19 protein-coding genes are annotated in these 19395 nt (G+C 71.0%); 11 read left to right on the top strand and 8 right to left on the bottom strand.

Annotated elements, in window-relative coordinates; all coding sequences use genetic code 11:
- Positions 1-183 precede the first annotated feature (183 nt).
- The 3 genes from STTU_RS34955 (at position 184) to STTU_RS16385 (ending at position 2837) form a co-directional block, all read left to right on the top strand.
- On the top strand, positions 184-357 hold the full coding sequence (locus STTU_RS34955; protein WP_007824815.1) for a hypothetical protein: 174 nt from the start codon (positions 184-186) through the stop codon (positions 355-357).
- Positions 358-663: 306 nt separating this feature from the next.
- On the top strand, positions 664-1488 hold the full coding sequence (locus STTU_RS16390) for an RNA polymerase sigma factor SigF (protein ID WP_007824814.1): 825 nt from the start codon (positions 664-666) through the stop codon (positions 1486-1488).
- A gap of 263 nt (positions 1489-1751) precedes the next feature.
- Positions 1752-2837, top strand: a complete 1086-nt coding sequence (locus STTU_RS16385; RefSeq protein ID WP_029397165.1) for an RNA polymerase sigma factor SigF — start codon at positions 1752-1754, stop codon at positions 2835-2837.
- 75 nt (positions 2838-2912) lie between these two features.
- Here the strand turns inward: STTU_RS16385 and STTU_RS16380 are convergent, their stop codons facing one another.
- Positions 2913-3119, bottom strand: coding sequence for a hypothetical protein (locus STTU_RS16380; protein WP_007824810.1), 207 nt, complete (start codon positions 3117-3119; stop codon positions 2913-2915).
- Between the two features lie 346 nt (positions 3120-3465).
- Between STTU_RS16380 and STTU_RS16375 the strand changes: the two genes are divergently transcribed.
- From STTU_RS16375 to STTU_RS16355, 5 genes are all read left to right on the top strand, one after another.
- A complete protein-coding gene (locus STTU_RS16375; RefSeq protein WP_007824809.1) occupies positions 3466-3951 on the top strand; it encodes a MarR family winged helix-turn-helix transcriptional regulator in 486 nt (161 codons plus the stop codon).
- 13 nt (positions 3952-3964) lie between these two features.
- Positions 3965-6511, top strand: coding sequence for an MFS transporter (locus STTU_RS16370; RefSeq protein ID WP_043255405.1), 2547 nt, complete (start codon positions 3965-3967; stop codon positions 6509-6511).
- 178 nt (positions 6512-6689) lie between these two features.
- Positions 6690-7508, top strand: coding sequence for a YceI family protein (locus STTU_RS16365; protein ID WP_007824807.1), 819 nt, complete (start codon positions 6690-6692; stop codon positions 7506-7508).
- Positions 7509-7854: 346 nt separating this feature from the next.
- A complete protein-coding gene (locus STTU_RS16360) occupies positions 7855-8382 on the top strand; it encodes a tetratricopeptide repeat protein (protein WP_037884985.1) in 528 nt (175 codons plus the stop codon).
- Between the two features lie 108 nt (positions 8383-8490).
- On the top strand, positions 8491-8961 hold the full coding sequence (locus tag STTU_RS16355; RefSeq protein WP_007824805.1) for a PPOX class F420-dependent oxidoreductase: 471 nt from the start codon (positions 8491-8493) through the stop codon (positions 8959-8961).
- A 240-nt stretch (positions 8962-9201) separates the two neighbouring features.
- Here the strand turns inward: STTU_RS16355 and STTU_RS16350 are convergent, their stop codons facing one another.
- The 4 genes from STTU_RS16350 to STTU_RS16335 form a co-directional block, all read right to left on the bottom strand.
- Positions 9202-9978 carry a TetR/AcrR family transcriptional regulator gene (locus STTU_RS16350; RefSeq protein WP_010273518.1) on the bottom strand — a complete coding sequence of 259 codons (777 nt, stop codon included), beginning with the start codon at positions 9976-9978 and terminating at the stop codon, positions 9202-9204.
- Positions 9979-10443: 465 nt separating this feature from the next.
- Complete coding sequence (locus STTU_RS16345) at positions 10444-11205, bottom strand: response regulator transcription factor (RefSeq protein WP_037935003.1); 762 nt, start codon at positions 11203-11205, stop codon at positions 10444-10446.
- A 669-nt stretch (positions 11206-11874) separates the two neighbouring features.
- Positions 11875-12837: an amidohydrolase family protein gene (locus STTU_RS16340; RefSeq protein ID WP_007824787.1), complete on the bottom strand. Its 963-nt coding sequence runs from the start codon at positions 12835-12837 to the stop codon at positions 11875-11877.
- Between the two features lie 221 nt (positions 12838-13058).
- Positions 13059-13937 carry a DUF2797 domain-containing protein gene (locus STTU_RS16335; protein ID WP_007824785.1) on the bottom strand — a complete coding sequence of 293 codons (879 nt, stop codon included), beginning with the start codon at positions 13935-13937 and terminating at the stop codon, positions 13059-13061.
- Between the two features lie 198 nt (positions 13938-14135).
- On the opposite strand from STTU_RS16335, the gene STTU_RS16330 reads away from it, so the two are divergent.
- On the top strand, positions 14136-14687 hold the full coding sequence (locus STTU_RS16330) for a hypothetical protein (RefSeq protein ID WP_007824783.1): 552 nt from the start codon (positions 14136-14138) through the stop codon (positions 14685-14687).
- Positions 14688-14861: 174 nt separating this feature from the next.
- On the opposite strand, the gene STTU_RS34675 is transcribed toward STTU_RS16330, so the two are convergent.
- Together STTU_RS34675 and STTU_RS16325 are read right to left on the bottom strand one after the other, a co-directional pair.
- The gene (locus STTU_RS34675; protein ID WP_158678795.1) at positions 14862-15089 is read right to left on the bottom strand and encodes a hypothetical protein; all 228 of its coding nucleotides are present in this window, start codon (positions 15087-15089) and stop codon (positions 14862-14864) included.
- Positions 15090-15414: 325 nt separating this feature from the next.
- Positions 15415-16779: a restriction endonuclease gene (locus STTU_RS16325; protein ID WP_234019245.1), complete on the bottom strand. Its 1365-nt coding sequence runs from the start codon at positions 16777-16779 to the stop codon at positions 15415-15417.
- A 709-nt stretch (positions 16780-17488) separates the two neighbouring features.
- Between STTU_RS16325 and STTU_RS16320 the strand changes: the two genes are divergently transcribed.
- Positions 17489-18109, top strand: coding sequence for a nuclease-related domain-containing protein (locus STTU_RS16320; protein WP_007824779.1), 621 nt, complete (start codon positions 17489-17491; stop codon positions 18107-18109).
- 3 nt (positions 18110-18112) lie between these two features.
- Here the strand turns inward: STTU_RS16320 and STTU_RS16315 are convergent, their stop codons facing one another.
- Positions 18113-18871: a GntR family transcriptional regulator gene (locus STTU_RS16315; RefSeq protein ID WP_007824777.1), complete on the bottom strand. Its 759-nt coding sequence runs from the start codon at positions 18869-18871 to the stop codon at positions 18113-18115.
- A 187-nt stretch (positions 18872-19058) separates the two neighbouring features.
- On the opposite strand from STTU_RS16315, the gene STTU_RS16310 reads away from it, so the two are divergent.
- Positions 19059-19394 carry a hypothetical protein gene (locus STTU_RS16310; RefSeq protein WP_007824776.1) on the top strand — a complete coding sequence of 112 codons (336 nt, stop codon included), beginning with the start codon at positions 19059-19061 and terminating at the stop codon, positions 19392-19394.
- Position 19395: the final 1 nt, after the last annotated feature.

Below are 19395 nucleotides of genomic sequence, written 5' to 3'. Positions count from 1 at the left end.
TCGACGGACTCTTCCCAACGTAACCCCGGCCCCCGGGGGCGGCGATTCGGGCGCCCGTGGGCGGGAGCGGGCCCGGCTCCGTACGGAGGGGACAGGCTAGACTCCCCGCGCGTACCGTACGACCGTACGATTGGGCGTCACGGGCGGGATGACCGGACGTCACGCACAGGGGAGGGGACCGGAGTGCCGCAGGCCAAGAAGCTCGCGCTGTTCGCGGTGATCGTCTTCGTGCTGTACGTGATCATCACCGATCCCGCCAAGGCCGCCGACTACGTCCAGACGGGCTTCGAGGGCGTCTCGGACGGTGCGAGCGCCGTCGGCGACTTCATGACGTGGGTGGCCAACGGGGCCAAGTGAGCCCCGCGACCGCGTAGAGCCCCGCGACCGCTTGGAGTCCGGCGCCGCGTAGAGCCCCGCGCCCGGCGCCGCGTAGAGCCCCGCCGCCGCGTACAGCCCCGCGACCGCGCGGAGCCCGTAAAGCCGCGCCCCGCGCACCCTCCCCGCGCCCGTACCACCGCGCGCGCCCTCTCACGCCGCCCTTCCGCGCCCCCAACACGACCTTCACCGGTGCTTGCGCACGATGCGCATGTCTTGTGATGCTATGACCGCTTTTGACGGAAGAGTGAACAGGTCGGGTCAGGGACAGACCGAGGCGGAAAAGGGATGGCGATGACCGTGCCGGCCAGTACGACGCCCGTGACACCGCCGCCGACGACGCCCCGGAGCCGGGGGGCCGATACCCGCGCCCTGACCCAGGTGCTCTTCGCCCGGCTCAAGAACCTCACCCCCGGCAGCCCGGAGCACGGGCGGGTGCGGGCCGCGCTCATCGAGGCGAACCTGCCGCTCGTGCGCTACGCCGCGGCACGCTTCCGCAGCCGCAACGAGCCCATGGAGGACGTCGTCCAGGTCGGCACGATCGGCCTCATCAACGCGATCGACCGCTTCGACCCCGACCGGGGCGTGCAGTTCCCGACCTTCGCGATGCCCACCGTGGTCGGCGAGATCAAGCGGTACTTCCGCGACAACGTCCGCACCGTCCACGTACCGCGCAGGCTCCACGAGTTGTGGGTGCAGGTCAACAGCGCCGCCGAGGACCTCACGACCGCGCACGGCCGCTCCCCCACCACCGCCGAGATCGCCGAGCGCCTGCGCATCGGCGAGGACGAGGTGCTCGCCTGCATCGAGGCGGGCCGCTCGTACCACGCGACCTCGCTGGAGGCCGCGCAGGAGGGCGACGGGCTCCCCGGGCTGCTCGACCGGCTCGGGTACGAGGACCCCGCGCTCGACGGCGTCGAACACCGCGACCTCGTGCGCCACCTGCTCGTCCAGCTCCCCGAGCGCGAGCAGCGCATCCTCCTGCTGCGGTACTACAACAACCTGACGCAGAGCCAGATCAGCGCCGAGCTGGGCGTCTCGCAAATGCACGTGTCACGTTTGCTCGCGCGCAGCTTCGCGCGTCTCAGATCCGCAAACAGGATCGACGCGTAACCGGAACGGGTACTTTCGCTTTTGCCTCCCACCAGGCCGTGACCCGCCTGAAATAGCCCCCGAAGCCCCTTTTCCCGGGTCTGCCCGGCTGCCGTTTGTCGACATACCGCTACAGCGTGTTGCCGACATGTGACATTCTGCAGGAACGGCGTTTGCCGCAGCCCCGCCTCCGGTATTCAGGGGGAAGGCTGCGTTCCTCAGACGGGAGCGCCCGCCGCGACCGTCCGCGACCTCAAGGGGGTGGCATGTCCTCCATGTCCGCCATGTCCGCAGAACAGGGCAGCTCGAAGGTGCTCACGCTCAGCAAGGGCACCCCCGACGGGCTCGACCGGGTGGCCGCCACGCCTCCCGCCCGGCCCTTCGCGGGCCGCAGCACACTCGACACGGGGCTCCCGCAGCCCCGTACCGAAGCCGTCACGGAGCGCCTCGCCGAGGACGCCACCGACGTTCCGTCAGACGTGCTGCCGCTGCTCGCGGCTGACGTCCCGTTGATCGACGCGCCACCGGCCGGCATCCCGCCGGTCGTCACCCCGCCCGCCGACGCCCCGTCGGGAGCGGCGCCGGAGACGGGCGCCGCCTCCTCCGCGAGCCTCGACACCCGCACCCTCTCGCGCGCCCTCTTCCTGCGCCTGGCGACCCTCGCCCAGGACAGCCCCGAGCGCGCCTACGTCCGCGACACCCTCATCGAGCTGAACCTCCCGCTCGTGCGGTACGCGGCGGCACGCTTCCGCAGCCGCAACGAGCCGATGGAGGACATCGTCCAGGTCGGCACGATCGGCCTGATCAAGGCGATCGACCGCTTCGACTGCGAGCGCGGGGTCGAGTTCCCGACCTTCGCGATGCCGACCGTGGTCGGCGAGATCAAGCGGTTCTTCCGCGACACCTCGTGGTCGGTGCGGGTGCCGAGGCGGCTCCAGGAGCTGCGCCTCGCGCTCACCAAGACGAGCGACGAGCTGGCGCAGAAGCTCGACCGCTCCCCGACGGTGCCCGAGCTGGCGAAGGCCCTCGGCGTCTCCGAGGACGACGTCGTCGACGGTCTCGCGGTCGGGAACGCGTACACCGCCTCCTCGCTCGACTCCCCGGCCCCCGAGGACGACGGCGGCGAGGGCTCGCTCGCGGACCGCCTCGGCTACGAGGACACGGCCCTGGAGGGCGTCGAGTACCGCGAGTCGCTCAAGCCGCTGCTCGCGAAGCTCCCGCCCCGCGAGCGGCGGATCATCATGCTCCGCTTCTTCGCGAACATGACCCAGTCGCAGATCGGCGAGGAGGTCGGGATCTCGCAGATGCACGTGTCGCGGCTGCTCACGCGGACGCTGGCGCAGCTGCGGGAAGGGCTGATCGCGGACTGAGCACGGGTACGCGAAACGGGGCGGGCTCCTTCGACGGGGCCCGCCCCGGACGCGTACGACAAGAAGCAGCGGTGGTCAGCCGACGGCCAGCCACACCACGGCGGCGATGACGACGATCGCCACGACAACGCCGATGATCACGCCGACGCGCGGTCCGGAGGACGTGGCGGGCTGCTGAACGCCGCCCTGGCGGCGCGGCGCCTCCTCGTCCACGAAGGCGCGGAACATCTGCGTGTTGCCGGCCGGGTCGGGGGTCTGCTCGGGGCCCTGGTTGTGTGCCATGGGCGGGACCCTAGCGAATCCGGGCCCAGGCCCCAACCCAGCCCCCCGAACAAGCCCGTTTCGTGGGGGTTTTGAGCGGTGGTCACGCCGTGCGGCCCACCCCGCCCAGCCCCTCCGGCGCTTGAGGGGCAGAGCGCGGGGCGGAGCCCCACGAGGGGCCCGGGGCGCGACCCCGGAGTCGAGGCCCGGGACGGAGCCCCGCACGGCACTACGGCCACTCTGCGTCACCACACCCCCACCTTTGCGCACCCTTTGCGAAACCTTTGACTCGCTTGGTCCGATTTCGTTTGCCTGGGGCAACCATCAGTTTTATGTTTGCCTTAAGCAACAAAAACGGGAGATCGAGATGGCCAAGCAGCCTCGATACGAGGAGCTGGCCCGTCAGCTCAGCGCCTTCGGCGTCGTCAAACGCAGCCTCGGCCGCATTCTCCCCCCCGACTGCCCCGGTGGTTCCGCCGCCGTCCTCCACCTGCTGAGCAGGTACGGAGAGATGCGGATGAGCAGACTGGCAGAGCTGCTCGCGGTGGACATGTCCGTGACCAGCCGGCACGTGGCACACGTGGCCGATCGGGGGTGGGTGGAACGCGTGGCGGACCCGCACGACAAGCGGTCCCGCATCCTGCGGCTCACACCCGAGGGCACGGACCTGCTGGCTCAGCTCGCCGAGCGCCATGTCACGGCGCTCTCCTACTACCTGGAGGACTGGTCCGACGAAGACGTCGACCAGCTCAACTCGCTGCTCGCGCGCCTGCGCGACAGCTTCGGGGACTGCCGGACCGCCTGGTCCAAGCTCCCGGACTCCATCGCACAGACCACCGGTACACCCTCGTAGAAGAAGGAAGTCCATGGCAACAACCACACCATCCGGTGTGCGGGGCAGCCATGCCAAGCACGGTTCCTCGGCGCCTGGCGACAACGGCCAGGTGCAGATGAGCCACCGGCAGATCATGGAGGCGCTCTCCGGGCTGCTGCTCGGCATGTTCGTGGCGATCCTGTCGTCCACGATCGTCTCCAACGCCCTGCCGAAGATCATCGGCGACCTCGGTGGCGGCCAGAGCGCCTACACCTGGGTGGTCACGGCCTCGCTCCTCGCGATGACCGCGACGACGCCGCTGTGGGGCAAGCTCTCCGACCTGTTCAGCAAGAAGCTGCTGGTCCAGGTCGCCCTGGTGATCTACGTGCTGGCCTCCGCCGCCGCCGGTCTCTCGCAGAGCGCGGGGATGCTGATCGTCTGCCGCGTCTTCCAGGGCATAGGCGTGGGCGGTCTCTCCGCCCTCGCCCAGATCGTCATGGCGGCCATGATCCCGCCGCGCGAGCGCGGCAAGTACTCCGGCTACATCGGCGCGACCTTCGCGGTCGCCACCGTCGGCGGACCGCTGCTCGGCGGCGTCATCACCGACACCTCGTGGCTCGGCTGGCGCTGGTGCTTCTACGTCGGCGTGCCGTTCGCGATCATCGCGCTCGTCGTGCTCCAGAAGACGCTGCACCTGCCCGTCGTGAAGCGGAAGGTCAAGGTCGACTGGGCCGGCGCCTTCTTCGTCGCCGCCGCGGTCTCGCTGCTCCTGCTCTGGGTCACCTTCGCGGGTGACAAGTACGACTGGATGTCGTGGCAGACCGGGGCGATGCTCGCCGGCGCCGTGGTGCTCGGGCTGATCTTCGTCTTCGTCGAGTCGAAGGCGGCGGAGCCGATCATCCCGCTGCGGCTCTTCCGCAACCGGACGATCACGCTCTCCTCGCTCGCCTCGCTCTTCGTCGGTATCGCGATGTTCGCGGGCACCGTCTTCTTCAGCCAGTACTTCCAGCTGGCGCGGGGCAAGTCGCCGACGATGTCGGGTGTCCTCACCATCCCGATGATCGCGGGCCTCTTCATCTCCTCGACGGTCTCCGGCCAGGTCATCACCAAGACCGGGCGCTGGAAGGCGTGGCTGGTCTCCGGTGGCGCGCTCGTCACGGCGGGCCTCGGCCTGCTCGGCACGATCGAGTACGACACCGCGTACTGGCAGATCGCGATCTTCATGGCGCTCATGGGCCTCGGCATCGGCATGATGATGCAGAACCTCGTGCTCTGCACGCAGAACCAGGTCAAGCCGCAGGACCTCGGCTCCGCGAGCTCCACCGTCACCTTCTTCCGTTCCCTCGGTGGTGCGGTGGGCGTCTCGGCGCTCGGCGCGGTGCTCGGCAACCGGGTCAGCGACCACATCAAGGACGGCATCGCCGCGCTCGGCCCGAAGGCGGCCAAGGCCGCCGGAGGCGCGCTGGGCAACGACGGGGCCATCCCCGACGTGAAGACCATCCCGGAACCCTTCCGGACCGTGATCGAGAGCGCATACGGCTCCGGCGTCGCGGACGTGTTCCTCTTCGCCGCCCCGTGCGCGCTGATCGCCTTCATCGTCACGTGGTTCATCAAGGAGGTGCCGCTGCGCACCTCGATGAGCCAGGAGCCGGCCACGACCGGCGAGGTCACCTCGGAGGCGCCCGCACAGGCCGCCGCCCAGGTCCCGGCCCCGCAGGCCGCCGCCCTCGGCGCCACGCAGCCGCTCCCCGCGGACGGCAGCGGCACGGCGACCGCCCTCGCCACCGCCCCCGTCGCCCAGGCGACGGCAGCGGAGCCCGAGGACACGGCGCCGACCGGGGGCATCCCGGTCAGCGGTTACGTGCGCGGCGCCGAGAACGCGCCGCTGGCGCAGGCGAGCGTCACGCTCATCTCGCTCGGCGGCAGCCAGCTCGGCCGTGCCGCCGCCCGTCCCGACGGCGGGTACACGACCGAGGCGCCCGGCGCGGGCTCGTACGTACTGATCGCCTCGGCCGACGGTTTCCAGCCGCAGGCCACGACGGTCGTCGTCGGCGAGGAGCCGGTGACGTACGACATCGTGCTGAGCGGGACGAGCGGCCTCGCGGGCGTCGTCCGCAGCGCCGACGCCGGTGAGCCGGTCCCGGACGCGATGGTCATCGTGACCGACGTGCGCGGCGACGTCCTCGCCACGGGCAAGACGGCCGCGCAGGGCGAGTTCGCCTTCGGCGAGCTGGTCCCCGGACAGGTGACGGTCGCGGTCAACGCGAGCGGCCACCGCCCGGCGGCCCTCCCCGTCGAGATCGCGGGCACCGGGGTCACCCGGGTCGAGGTCGCGCTCCGGTCCGGCGCCCAGGTGCAGGGCGTCGTCCGCGCCGCGGGCGGACCGCTGCGCGACGCGCGGGTCACCCTCGTGGACGCGGCGGGCAACGTGGTCGGAACGACCACGACCGGGGACGACGGGGCCTACGGCTTCGCCGACCTGGACGGCGGCGAGTACACGGTCATCGCGACCGGATACCCGCCGGTGGCCACCGGTCTGACAGTCAACGGTGCCGGGGCCGAGGGCCACGACATCGAGCTCGCCCACCCGGGCGAGTAGAGAACCCCGGTGGGCCCGCGCACGCCCGGAGCGGAGGCGTGCGCGGGCCCTTCGCGGGAAGGGCCCCGGTGAGCGGCGGCCGGCAGGGGACGGCCGGCCACCTCCGCGCACCGGGGCCCGCATTTCGTCGTACGGACGCCGGGGGCGCGCTCCCGGGGGGCAAGGAGAAGGAAACCGGATGGGACTCAGCGCTCGTATCCGCACCCGCGACGGGTGGGCGGTACCGCACGCGGTCGTCACGATGACCGACATGACCGGCACGCAGGTCCTGCGCGCACAGGCCGACACCGACGGCGACGTCCAGGACGCCACCGACCTCAAGCCGGGCCCGTACACGGTGATCGTCACGGCCGTGGGCTACGCGCCCGCCGCGTCGACCGCCCTCGTCACGGTCTCCGGGCGGGCCGAGGCGGGGACCGTCGTCCTCGCCCGCCAGGGCGGCACCGAGCTGCCCCCGCCCGGCCCCTGGTCGATCGACCCGGTGCACTCCTCGGTCGGCGCGGTCGCGCAGCACCTGGGCATCTCCAGCGTCCGCGGGCGCTTCACGCGCTTCAGCGGCCGGATCGACATCTCCGAGGACATCGCCCGCTCGCAGGTCACCGCGACGATCGAGGCCGCGTCGATCGACACGGGCAACGAGATGCGCGACGGGCACCTGCGCTCCGCCGACTTCCTCGACGTCGAGAGCTACCCGGAGCTGACCTACCGCTCCACCGCCGTCGTCCCCGCGGGCCAGGACCGCTGGACCGTCGAGGGCGAACTGACGATGCGCGGCGTCGCCCGCCCCGTCGCCCTCGACCTCAGCTACCTCGGCACCGGCGCCGACCCCTGGGGCGGCACCCGCGCGGCCTTCCGTGCGACGACGGAGCTGCACCGCGAGGACTTCAAGATGAACTACAACCAGGTCGTCCAGGCGGGCATCGCGGCGATCGGCACGACGCTGCGGGTCGAACTGGACATCCAGGCGGTCCAGGGAGCGGAACTGCCCCAGATGTGACCGGTTCCGGCCGGAAAGAGCGCGCTTCCGCTGTGGCGGGGGCGCGCTTTTTCGCCTGTGGGGCGGGGTGGGTGGGCTTCGTCGCGCGCGGGGCGGCGTGGGTGCGGTTCTTCGCGCGCGGCGCGGGGCGGCGTGGGTGCGCCTTTTCGCGCGGGCTGCGGCGGGGGGGGGAGGCGCGGGGGGTGCGGGTGAGGCGCGGGGGGCGGGGTGCGTTTTTTTCGCGCGCGCCGCGGCGGTCCGCGCCGGTACGGTGACGGCCGCGCCGGTGCGCGGCGGGTCCACGACCGCCGGTACGCGGCCGGGCGCCCCGTACCCGTACCGCCCCTCCGGAAGGACGTACCGCCGCATGACCGCCACCACCGCCCAGGACTGGGAGGACCGCAGCGCCGCGCTGTGGTCCCGTATCGACGCGCTCGCCCCCGAGGACTTCCTCGCCCGCACCGACGCGCTCGCCGCCGAACTCGGCGCGGACCACCCCGTCGCGCTCTTCGAGCGCGCGGCGGCCCGCGACTCACTGGGCCGTACCGACGAGGCCGTACCGCTCTACCGGCGGGCGCTGCGCGGCGAGCTGCCCGGCGAGCGCCGCCGCCGCGCCGTCATCCAGCTCGCCAGCTCGCGGCGCGCGCTCGGCGACCCGGAGGAGTCCATCAGCCTCCTGACCGCCGAACGCGCCCACGGCGAGGACCACTTGAGCGACGCGCTGACCGCCGTGCTCGCCCTCGCGCTCGCCGACGCGGGACGCGCCCGCGAGGGCGTCGCCGAGGCCGTCGCCGCGCTCGCCCCGCACCTGCCGCGCTACCAGCGCTCGATGGCGAACTACGCCCGGATGATGGGGGAGGCAGAGGCGCAAAAAACCAGCCCCTCCGGCGATTGAGGAGCGGGGTCCGGGCGGAGTCCCGGAAGGCGAGCCGGCTTCACGGGACGGCCCCGCCGAACGGCAGCCGCTTCTCCAGCCGCCCCGAACGGGAATAGGCTCCCCGCCATGGCACCTTCCGTCGCGACCAACACCACCGTGGACCTGGCCGGGCTGCTCGACTTCGTACGCCCCCGGCACCACGCGATCCTCCTCACCCGCCGCGCCGACGGCTCCCCGCAGGGCTCGCCGCTGACGTGCGGCGTCGACGACTCGGGGCGCATCGTCGTCTCGACGTACCCGGAGCGCGCGAAGACCCGCAACGCGCGCCGCGACCCGCGCGTCAGCATCCTCGTCCTGAGCGACGACTTCGGCGGCCCCTGGGTCCAGGTCGACGGGACGGCCGAGGTCATCGACGCCCCGGACTCCGTCGAGCCGCTCGTCGAGTACTTCCGCAACATCTCGGGCGAGCACCCCGACTGGGACGAGTACCGGGCCGCGATGATCAAGCAGGGCAAGTCGATCATCCGCGTCACGCCGACCCGCTGGGGACCGGTGGCGACGGGCGGCTTCCCGGCGAGGCTTGTCGAGGGGGACTGAGGCGGGGAGCGGGGGTTGCCGGGGGGGGAGCGGGCGGACTGGGCGGGGCGGGGCGGGGTGACTGTCGCCGGGGACGGGGACGGAGACGGGGACCTGGTGCCGGAGACGCGGACGAGGACCGGGGGCCGGGGACGAGGTCTTGCTGTCTGCTGAGGTGGCGGCGGTCTCCCGTCCGCCCGGACGACGGCCGTTCCCCGCGCTCGGGTGGCGTCTCCGTACCCGGGCGGGCGCACCGGGGGCTCAGGTGGCGGCCGTCTCCCGTGCCATCGCCTCGATGCCGGTGACGAGGAGGTCGAGGGCGAAGGCGAAATCGCGCTCGCGCATCTCGGCGACGCCGCCGCCCATGCCCTCGGGGCCGAACAGCTCCTCGGTGTCGCCGAAGGACTCGACGAACTCGGGGCGGCGCGCCATCGAGCCCATCGCCTCGCGGTAGTACTCGTCCTGCGTGTGGCCCGCCGCGCGGCAGCGGCGGATCACGTTGCCCTCGATCGCGCCGAACCCGTAGACGAAGCGGAAGACGGCGGAGAGCGCGCCGAGTTGCTCCTTGGCGCCGAGCCCCGAGTCGTGCAGCACGGCGCGCATGCGCCGCGAGAACGCCTGCGAGCAGGGGCCGATGTTGAGGTAACTGCCCATGAGCGGGGCGACCCAGGGGTGGCGGACCATCATCGCGCGGTAGGCGCGCGCCAGCTCCCGCAGCCGCTGCCGCCAGTCGCCCTCCAGGCCCTCGGGGCCCACGGTCAGCTCGCCGACCACGGCGTCGAGGGCGAGTTCGAGCAGGTCCTCCTTGGTGTCCACGTACCAGTAGACGGACATCGCGGTGACCTTCAGCTCACCCGCGAGCCGCCGCATGGAGAACCGCGCGAGCCCCTCGCGGTCGAGAAGCCGCACCGTCGCCGCCGTGATGCGCTCGCGGTCGAGCCCGGAGGGCTGCTCGCTCCTGCGGGTACGTGTCCGGGCGGCGGCGTCCGTGAGCCACACGCTCGCCCGCGGAGCACTCACCGCGCGCCCCTTCACCATGCCCACCTCACCACGCTGCCCTCACCTCCGCCGCCGGAGCGGCTCCTGCCGGCCCCACCCGCGCCCCGCACGGGTGTGCGGACCGCTGAGGACCGCGTACCCCATGATGCGCCCTGTCCTCCCCCACGTCTGCCACCGTGCCCCCGCGACCTGCACGGACCGGGCCGAACGGCCCTCGCGGAAGAGGCCGTTCGGCGGGGCGGGGAATGTGGCGGGAGTGGTGGGGACGGTGGGGCGTGGGCGGAGCGTCGGGAGGGCGTCGGCGGGGCGGGTCGCCGGGCGGTGAACCGCGGGTGAGAGGTGTCGCACAGAGCCTGCACGCCACGGACCGCACCGAAACCGGCCCCCGCGCGCTTTCATCCCTGCGGGTGAAGTGAAGGGTGGGTGGGGGGTGTTCGGAGGGGCGGAGGGTGCGGGCCTTGCGTGGGCCAGGTTTCGGGGCCGGGTGATGCGGCGCGGCCCGGGTCAGTGGCGTCCGGCGGGGACGGCGGCGGCGAGTTCGGCGGGCTTGATGAGGTACCCGGCGCCGCGCCGGGTGTGGATCATCGGCTCGCGGCCCCGGTCGATCTTCCGCCGCAGGTACGAGATGTACAGCTCGACGACATTGGCCTGGCCGCCGAAGTCGTAACTCCAGACGCGGTCGAGGATCTGCGCCTTGCTCAGCACACGTCGCGGATTGCGCATGAGGTAGCGGAGCAACTCGAACTCGGTCGCGGTGAGATGGATGTCCGTACCGCCCCGGGACACCTCGTGGCTGTCCTCGTCGAGTACGAGATCCCCGACCGTGAGCACGGAGGTGGACCGCCGCCCGGCACCCGCGCGCCGGATGAGCCCGCGCAGCCGCGCCACGACCTCCTCCAGGCTGAACGGCTTGCTGACGTACTCGTCGCCACCGGCGGTCAGCCCCGCGACACGGTCGGCGGCGGCGTCCTTCTCGGTCAGGAAGAGCACGGGCGTATCGGGCTGCTCACGGCGCATGAGGTGCAGCACGCTGAGCCCGTCCATGTCGGGCAGCACCATGTCGAGCACGACGGCGTCGGGCCGGAACCCCCGCACCTCGCGCACCGCGCCCGCGCCATCCGTCGCGGTACGGATCTCCCAGCCCTCGTAGCGCAGAGCCATGGAGAGCAGCTCGGTCAGATTGGTCTCGTCGTCCACGACGAGCACCCGGACGGGACGCCCGTCCACGCTCGCTTCGGTGTGCCCCTGGGGCGGAATCGTGGTCATGCGCCCCATCCTGTGCGTCTCCTCTGAGAGGCCCCTTGCGCGAATCTGTGATTTCGCTGAGAAATCCGTTGAGGGGTGGCAAAGGGAGGGTGGGGGGAGGCAAAGGGGGGTGGGGTCGGGGGAGGGGTCGGGGTGGGGGTGGGGGGAGGAACGGAGGGCGGGGTCGGTGGGCTGGGCGGGCTGGGCTGTGGACGGGCTCGGCGGACGGGACCGGGGGGCTGGGTGGTGGACGGGCTCGGCGGACGGGACCGGGGGGCCGGGTGGTGGACGGGGTCGGGGGGCGGGACCGGGGGACGGGCTCGGCTAGCTGGGTCGGTGGACGAAGCTGGCGCGCTGGACCGGTAGATGGGGCAGTGCGCATGGGCGGGGGACGGGGTCGGCAGACGAGGTCGGGGGGCGGGCTCGACGGGCCGGGCTGAGGGCATGGCCGGTGAACAGGCCCGAGGACAAGCCCGTCGAACAGGCCCGGCGGACAGCCCCCACCCGCCCTGGGGGGCGACCCCAACACCAAGTCTTCCGCACCCCCGCCCCCATCCCGTCCCCTCCGCCCACTTCTGTGGACAACTCCGCGAAACCCGCGCAACCGCTCACCCTCACGAGTGAGCCGATTTCCGCTTGGGCCCGACTTATCCACAGGCGGCAACGAACTGTTCGCCTGCCCCCCACTCCTCAACTAGCGTTGTCATCCAGTCCGAAGAGGCTAGCCGCGTTGTCGTGGCAGACCGCCCGCAGCCACTCCTCGCCGAGGCCCAGGTCCGTCATCACCTCCAGCTGATGCGCGTACGGGTACGGGGTGTTGGGGAAGTCCGTGCCGAGCAGCACCCGGTCCCCGTACGCCGCGAGCCGGGGCAGTTCTGCGTGCGGGAACGGCGCGAACTCCTCGGCGAAGCCCGTCCACGCCATCGTCGTGTCGAGCCGCACCTCCGGGTAGTCGGCGACGAGGTCGAGGAACTCGCTGTACTCGGGCATGCCGAGGTGCGCGACGACGAGTCGCAGTCGCGGGTGTCTCGCGAGGACCTCGCGCATGGGCCCCGGCCCCGTGTACTTCCCCGGTACGGGCCCCGAGCCGCAGTGCGCCACGACCGGCACCCCGGCCTCGGCGAGCAGCCCCCACACCGGGTCGAGCACCGGCTCCGCCGGGTCGTAGGCCCCCACCTGCACATGCGCCTTGAACACCCGCGCCCCGCCCTCGACCGCCGCCCGCACGTAAGCCTCGACGCCCGGCTCCGGGAAGAACGTCGCCGTGTGCAGGCACTCCGGCACACGCGCGGCGAAGTCGGCGGCCCACCCGTTGAGCCACTCGGCCATGCCCGGCTTGTGCGGGTAGAGCATCGACGTGAAGGCGCGCACGCCGAAGGCCCGCAGCACCGCGATGCGTTCGTCCTCGGCACGGCGGTACGTGATCGGCCACTGCCGCCCGACGAGCGGCTCCGCCGCGTCGAAGTACGCCCACACCTTGCGCAGCACCCGGTCCGGCATGAAGTGCGTGTGCACGTCGACGAGCCCGCGTTCCGCCCCGATCCGCCGCGCGAACTCCCGTACCGCCGCCGCCTCCCGCGCGCCGCCGGGCTCAAGCCCCAGGACCCGCGCCGACCGCTTCCCGTACTCCTCGCCCAGTTCCTCACTCACCATGCCGGCCACCCTGCCGCCCCCACCCGCCGGGAACAAGCCCGGGCGGAAGACGCGCAGGCGAAGGCCGGGACCGCACCGCCAGAGGCGACCCACCCGGAAGCGGCTCACCCGAAGGCCACCCGGCCGGAAGCAGCCCCGCGGAAGGCCGCCCGGCCGCCAGCAGTCCAGCCCGAAGATGCCGCGCCAGGGCAGGCCGCGCTCAGAGCCAGGACAGGCCGCGCTCAGAACAACTCCCCTTGTTCTCCCCCCTCTCCCACCCGCTCGACGAGACCCGCCGTCGTCACCGCGTCCTCGCCCACCCCCGCGAGGCACCACCCCGCGAGCCGCCGGGTGTCCAGCACGACGGTCGCTGGCTCGCCCGCGACATCGAGGTGCACATCAGGACCGGCCACCCCCCGTACCGTCCCCACGAGCACCGCTCCGTCCCGCAGCCCGCGCACCAGACCCCCGTACGGCAGCGGCAGGCCGAAAACGGCGCCGTGCTCCACGACCTCATCGGGCAACGGCTCCAGCGTCTCCGGCCACCCGGGCAGTTTCCGCGCCGCCCCGTGCACCCGCTCCAACTCGGCCCGGCAGTCGCCGCCGCCCGCGCGGGCCGCCCGCTTGCGCGCGTACGGGATCCGGTCCGGCACCCCCAACCCGTGCCGCACCACCTCCTCGGCCCGCCGCGCCGCCATCAACGGGCCCTGACCAAGCCAGCAGTAAGCGAGCGCCCCCTGCTCCAGGAGCCGCACCCCCTCACGCGCCACCCCCGTGATCCCCACCTTCACGAGCCCCGGCCCGAACCACGCCAGGTACACGCGGTACGGGCGCGGGTCGTCCGCGTACGTATCGGCAGCCACCGAACGCACCCGGTCCAGCGCCGCGCACTCCTCGCACTGCGCCCGCGCACCTCCTTCCCGGAGCACGGCCCCCCGGCCGCACTCCCGCCACCGGCCGCCCCGCCACACCCCGAGACACCGTCGCTCACCCAAGACCCGGAACCCGACCCGCTCCCCCGCGCCGAGCCCGCTGACCCGTTCCCCCACCCACCGCAGGCCCACCCGCCCGGACGCCTCCCACCGCGCCCCGGCACACCACCACCCCGCACCACGCTCCATTGCGCCGACCGTAACGGAAGCCACTGACAACGGGCCCCGCCTCCGTCCCTCACCGGCCCACCCGGGACACCGGTCCGCGACCACCGCGCGACGCGACGCGGATTACAAATCGGCCACACCTCCTCCACACCATCCCCACATCCGGCACCGGCTCACTACCGTCGTCCCACTTCACCAACCGCTCCCCGGGGGGACGACATGACCAGCCCCAACCCGTACGGCACACCAGCAGCGTCGACGACGGACCCCGCCCCCGCGCGCCCGCTGCACAAACGCGTTTTCGTGTGGGTGGGCGGTACGGCGCTCCTGCTCACCGGCGCGCTCATCGGCTCCGCCGGGGACGACGGGCAGGAGACCGTCGCAGCCAAGGCGGCACCCACGACCACCGTGACCGCGCGGGCGACCGTCACCGCCACGGCCACCCCCGAACCCGCCCCCACCGTCACGAAGACGCTGGAGGCCAAGCCCGAACCCGCCCCGACCGTTACGGTCACGGTCACCAAGACAGCGCGCGCGAACACCGCCGCAGGCACCAGTACCAGCGGCGGCGGCGGCACCAACAACAGCACGGGCGGCAGCGGCACGGCACGGAGCAACACCGGCACCTGCTCGATCGTCTCGAACGCGGGCAACTGCTACTCGGCGGGCCAGTTCTGCCGCAACGCCGACCACGGCGTCCGCACCACGACATCCGCAGGCACCCCGATCACCTGCTCCTACCGCTCGAACGCCTGGCGCTGGACGTCCTGACGGACCCCGCCACCCCACAGAACCGACCGACGGGAAACCGCACCCACAACGCGAAGAGGCCCCGGAGAAATCCGGGGCCTCTTCTCTGCTGTGCACTCGGCAGGATTCGAACCTGCAACCTTCTGATCCGTAGCTCTATGTGGATCGGTCAGGCTGGGGCAGAGAGGTCATCATCTAGGCGCTGTCGGGTGATGCTGTCCGCAGCGGGTTGCTGTGGTTGCGGTACTTCGCTGCTGTACCGCTGGCTGCGATGAACAGTGCAAGCAGCGCTCCTGCGTCCGCGTACGCACCGACAATCTCGGCCCAGGACGGTGAGGCGAGCATGATCACGACGATCACCGTGATCGCGATGAGTTGACGTCGCGGGTTTGACACGCATCGCTCGGCAAGGGGCAAACTCATGTAGAGCCTCCGGGTTCAGTTGCCCACCTGCCGCTCGGCCTGCCAGCATGCGCGGTCAGGTGGGCTTCGTTCTGACCTGGTGGATGCTAGCCGGCACAAGCTGTCGACTCAGTTCGTGCGATTACTCCCGGCTGCACGGGTCGAACCCCGTCTCTCACGCGAACACCGAGCGTGACAATAGATGCAAGAAATGCTTGCGTCTCTGCAACGCATAATTGCGTTACTCATGAGCACTTGGCCTTTGGTGAGGCTAACGCCAAGTAATTGTGGCGTACAGTGTTGGCCCGTTTTGGCCCCTCGCAGTAAGTACCTGACTGGGGGCGCGCTACTCAAGCAAGATCTCTTCTGGGCGCCGGTTCGTGATCGCGATCTCCCTCTGGGTGAGGATGTGATCGAGGCAGGCTTCCAGATCTCCCCCGTGATCGTCCCGGGCCATGCTCCTGAGCTCCCTGGCCAGTTCCAATCCGTTGATCAAGACGATCGGGTACTGGTCTTCGACCATCTCTGTCTGTGCCGGCACGGAGTAGGCCCCGGTCGTGACGTACACGCCGATCCAGCCGCGGCGGAGTCGGGCCACGACGCGGGCGATCTGTTCCGCGGTGACGAGGTTGTCGAGCTTGACGCACTTGGCCTGGCCGAGGACGACAAGGCTGGTGCCGGCCAGTCCGCTGCCGATGTCGAGCCGGCCTACGAAGTCGGCGCCTCCATCCCCGGATCGACGCGTCAGCCAGCCTTCGACGTAGCTGTTCCCGGCGCCACGCAGCACTCGTGCTGCTACCGCTGAGGCCACTGCCTCGAAGTCGTGCTTACGCCCGTCGAAGTGCTTGTAGATCAGCTCAAGGTCCTTGGCCTCAACGGTCCCCGGCTTGGCCCGCTGCTCGGGCACCTTGGTCACCTTGGCCCGGGCGACCCGCCGGCGGAGCCTGGGAAGGGCCGAGTGCCCGTGCTTGACCCACTCCCGCCAAGCCCGCGGGGCGAGTTCGAGCGTCTGCGCGTCGGCCAGGCTCTTGTCCCTGCGAGAGTCGATCCAAGCCCAGGCAACCGTGTCATCCTCAGCAGTGAGGTCGATGAGGGCAATGTCGTAGACGTAGTTCGTGAACGTCGCGTGGTCGCTACCTCCCCACTGCACCAGACGCTCCGCCCGCTCGATCACGCCCAGTCCGCAGAACTCGACGTGACCCTTGACCTTTCCGCTGCGCGATACCGCGCGGAACAACAACAGCGGGACCGCGGCTGCTCGCTCCTCAGGCGTGTGCCCCTGGTGTCCGGTGAAGGCATCGAGCAGGGCCGCATTGCCCGTGGTCCTGCCAGGCGTCACGGTGGTCGTGGCCTTGTGGTCCCCGAAGTAGCGAACGTGTCCGTTGTCCATGTCGAACACGTCGTGCCAGGGCGTCTGCTCCGAGCCAGCCTTCCAGGGACTCGACCGGATGAAAATCGCCGGTCGGCGGTCGCTAGCCGCTGTCCGCACCTTGGCCATGCCGTTGATTCCAGCTTCCAGCAGGGCCCGGGCGCGGTCCGGCGAGTGAGTCACATGGTGGAAGTTCGGGTACCCCTCAAGCGTGGCCGGCTTCGGATCCTTGCCAGACGCGTACCGATAGACCTGACCAACACGCAACTGCCCACCCACGTGAACCCTCCGCAACAGATCTGGCCTGACGATTTCCATGACCGTAGTAGCCAGCACTGACATGCGAGCCAGACTCGTAAAGCCCTGAGCTTGGGAATCACCGTCGTCAATGACTGAAAGAACCGGCTGAGCAGGCCCTTTGCCCTATGGAGGCTGCCTGTCAGGTGCGTCCGAGTGACCGTGGTTATCCGGGGTTTCCCGTCCCGTCTGGTGCGCTTCTGGTGCGTGCGCTGGCCCACTACCCCTACCCACCACCCACCCTTGCTTCCATCCCGTCCGCCTTCGGCCCACACACCGTGGAGCGGGCGCGGTCCAGGGCGTCAAGGTGGAGCGCGCCACTGTACGAACGACCTTGACGCCCTGGGCCGTGGCTGCTCGCCTCTGGCTGGGCCGAAGGTGGGCGGGATGGAAGCTCCCCACGCTCACCCCGACGATGCCGGCGGACGCCTGCCGCGCCCCCTGCTCCCCGGACGCATGAGCGCCCCCGCCGGAGGCACGTCTTTGACCGGAGCTCCCGTGCGGGTCGCAACCCATCGGGTCCTCGTCGCGCACCCGCTTGCAGGGGCGCGCGTCGGCGGAGCGGGGCGGAGCGGGCCGGAGGCAGGAGCGGCGCCCCGGTGGAGCCGGGAGCGCGCCCGGCGGAGCGGAGCGCAGCCGGGTGCCTTGATGAAGTAGAGAAACCTGTAACAGCGGCTGGCTGGTTCGCTTCCTAGGCACGGGCCTCGTACGGATGATGCGCTGATGGGGTTATCGAGGCAACGGGGGAGGAACGGTGCGGGATACCGGTGATCTGTCGGCGCGGCGCGCTGGGGATGCGGTTCGGCGCAAGCTGATCGAGTTGGAGCCCAACCCTCTGAAACGGGCTATCGACCGACGACGGCCGAAGTCGGACCTCTGGAGTTGGTCGAGCGGGCTGGCAGGCGAACAGTTCACCGGCAAGCGTCTGAACCGTCTTCGCCGCCACGGCTGGTACGTGCTCCACGCGCTCCAGTGGCCGACCGGCACGGACGTAGATCACCTGGCCATCGGCCCAGCCGGGGTCTTCTCCATCAACTCCAAGCGCCACAAGGACAAGAAGGTCTGGTACGGAGATCGTGCCATCACCGTCAACGGCCGCTCGACCCCGCACATAGCGGCCAGTCTCGCTGAAGCACGGCGCGTCTCCGACCTCCTGTCGCGGCGCTGCGGCATCGCCATACCCGTACGCCCCGTGATCGCCGTCATAGACGCTGCCAAGGTCACCGTCAAGAACGCGAACCCGCCGGTCCTGGTGGTCGAAGCGCCGGAGATCGGGCGGCTTCTCTCCGGGCTCACCCCGTCCTTGGACCGGGACTTGATGACCCGCGTGTACGAGGTCGCCCGGCGCGAGGAAACGTGGCTGTCGCCTCGGTGAGACTCAGGCGTCGAAGTCGTACTCCAGGATGTACGAGGCGGCGTCGAGCGTCATTTCGTTGATCTCGACGGGGCGGCCCTCGTCGGCGAACGCCGTGCGGCAGATGAGGATGACGGGCGTGCCGGCGGTGATGCCGAGTTGCCGGGCCTCGTCCTTCGAGGGCATACGGGAGCGGATCTCTTCGCGGAAGTGCACGGGCTTGAAACCGAGGTCGGCCAGCCTCGCGTACGTGCCCCCGGGCCCGGTGTTCTCCTCGGTGATCGCGGACCCCGCGACGATGCTCATCGGCAGGTAGCTCGTGGCCAGGAGGACCGGCTTGCCGTCGAGGACGAACCGGCGGCGGCGGACGCACACCGTCCCCTCCTCCTCCAGGTCGAGTACCACCCCGATGCGCTCGGGTGCGGCCTCCTCGGTCACCTGTACCTGATCGACCACGAGGTCGCGGTTCTCCGTGTCCGCCGACCAGATCGAGCGGCCCGAACCCCACTGCTGCTGTGAAAGCCGCTGGATGCCCCGGCGCCGCAGGGGACGGAACGCGCGGACGAAGACGCCGGCGCCCTTGCGGGATTCCGCGATGCCCTCGCTCTGCAACACCCCGAGCGCCTGCCGGGCAGTCATGCGCGCCACGCTGTGCGCGTTCATGAGGTCGTTCTCACCAGGAAGCCGATCACCTGGGACGTACTCGCCTGCCTGAATCGCTTCCCGCAACGTGTCCGCGATCCGCTGGTACTTCGGCCGACGGTCGCCGTCGGTGCTGGCCATGGGTAGCCCTCCTCTCTTCTCTAGACAGCCTAGGGCAAAGGTCCGTCACCGCATCTCGCGCGCCTTGCCGATCTTCGACCAATCGAACGTCTCTATACATCCCTCTTGACGTCTCTAGAGATCTGCTTTTCACTAGAGATGTCTAGAGAGGTTGCGAACGGCAGCCTCCTCGAACAAGGGATGAGCTATGGCCGTCTTCAAGATCGACCTTTCGACCGCGATTGTGTTCGTGGCGACCGCGCCGGTGCCGAAGCTCGTGAACAAGCAGACCGGGGAGCGGGCGGTGGACCGGGAGACCGGTGCCGGGCTCTCCACGGTGGGGCTGCTGATCTCGGACGACGGGGAGGGGAACCTCTACCAGGTGACCGTGCCGGAGACGGGTGTCTCGTCGGACCTCGCGCCGGGTTCGCCGGTGTCGGTGACGGGGCTCAAGGCGCGGGACTGGGAGAACGAGTTCAACGGCCAGAAGCGGCACGGGATCTCGTTCCGCGCGGTCGCGGTGACCAGCCTGGCGGGTGCGTGAG

The organism is Streptomyces sp. Tu6071, from assembly GCF_000213055.1.
Lineage (GTDB): Bacteria > Actinomycetota > Actinomycetes > Streptomycetales > Streptomycetaceae > Streptomyces > Streptomyces evansiae.
Note: the sequence above shows the minus strand (reverse complement) of the source record. Positions and strands in the feature narration are given on the sequence as shown.

Excerpts from the sequence above, each read along its gene's own strand:
- STTU_RS16390 (WP_007824814.1), top strand. The coding sequence starts at position 664 with ATGGCGATGACCGTGCCGGCCAGTACGACGCCCGTGACACCGCCGCCG.
- STTU_RS16385 (WP_029397165.1), top strand. The coding sequence starts at position 1,752 with ATGTCCGCAGAACAGGGCAGCTCGAAGGTGCTCACGCTCAGCAAGGGC.
- STTU_RS16380 (WP_007824810.1), bottom strand. The coding sequence starts at position 3,119 with ATGGCACACAACCAGGGCCCCGAGCAGACCCCCGACCCGGCCGGCAAC.
- STTU_RS16375 (WP_007824809.1), top strand. The coding sequence starts at position 3,466 with ATGGCCAAGCAGCCTCGATACGAGGAGCTGGCCCGTCAGCTCAGCGCC.
- STTU_RS16370 (WP_043255405.1), top strand. The coding sequence starts at position 3,965 with ATGGCAACAACCACACCATCCGGTGTGCGGGGCAGCCATGCCAAGCAC.
- STTU_RS16365 (WP_007824807.1), top strand. The coding sequence starts at position 6,690 with ATGGGACTCAGCGCTCGTATCCGCACCCGCGACGGGTGGGCGGTACCG.
- STTU_RS16360 (WP_037884985.1), top strand. The coding sequence starts at position 7,855 with ATGACCGCCACCACCGCCCAGGACTGGGAGGACCGCAGCGCCGCGCTG.
- STTU_RS16355 (WP_007824805.1), top strand. The coding sequence starts at position 8,491 with ATGGCACCTTCCGTCGCGACCAACACCACCGTGGACCTGGCCGGGCTG.
- STTU_RS16350 (WP_010273518.1), bottom strand. The coding sequence starts at position 9,978 with ATGGTGAAGGGGCGCGCGGTGAGTGCTCCGCGGGCGAGCGTGTGGCTC.
- STTU_RS16345 (WP_037935003.1), bottom strand. The coding sequence starts at position 11,205 with ATGACCACGATTCCGCCCCAGGGGCACACCGAAGCGAGCGTGGACGGG.
- STTU_RS16340 (WP_007824787.1), bottom strand. The coding sequence starts at position 12,837 with ATGGTGAGTGAGGAACTGGGCGAGGAGTACGGGAAGCGGTCGGCGCGG.
- STTU_RS16335 (WP_007824785.1), bottom strand. The coding sequence starts at position 13,937 with ATGGAGCGTGGTGCGGGGTGGTGGTGTGCCGGGGCGCGGTGGGAGGCG.
- STTU_RS16330 (WP_007824783.1), top strand. The coding sequence starts at position 14,136 with ATGACCAGCCCCAACCCGTACGGCACACCAGCAGCGTCGACGACGGAC.
- STTU_RS34675 (WP_158678795.1), bottom strand. The coding sequence starts at position 15,089 with ATGAGTTTGCCCCTTGCCGAGCGATGCGTGTCAAACCCGCGACGTCAA.
- STTU_RS16325 (WP_234019245.1), bottom strand. The coding sequence starts at position 16,779 with ATGTCAGTGCTGGCTACTACGGTCATGGAAATCGTCAGGCCAGATCTG.
- STTU_RS16315 (WP_007824777.1), bottom strand. The coding sequence starts at position 18,871 with ATGGCCAGCACCGACGGCGACCGTCGGCCGAAGTACCAGCGGATCGCG.
- STTU_RS16310 (WP_007824776.1), top strand. The coding sequence starts at position 19,059 with ATGGCCGTCTTCAAGATCGACCTTTCGACCGCGATTGTGTTCGTGGCG.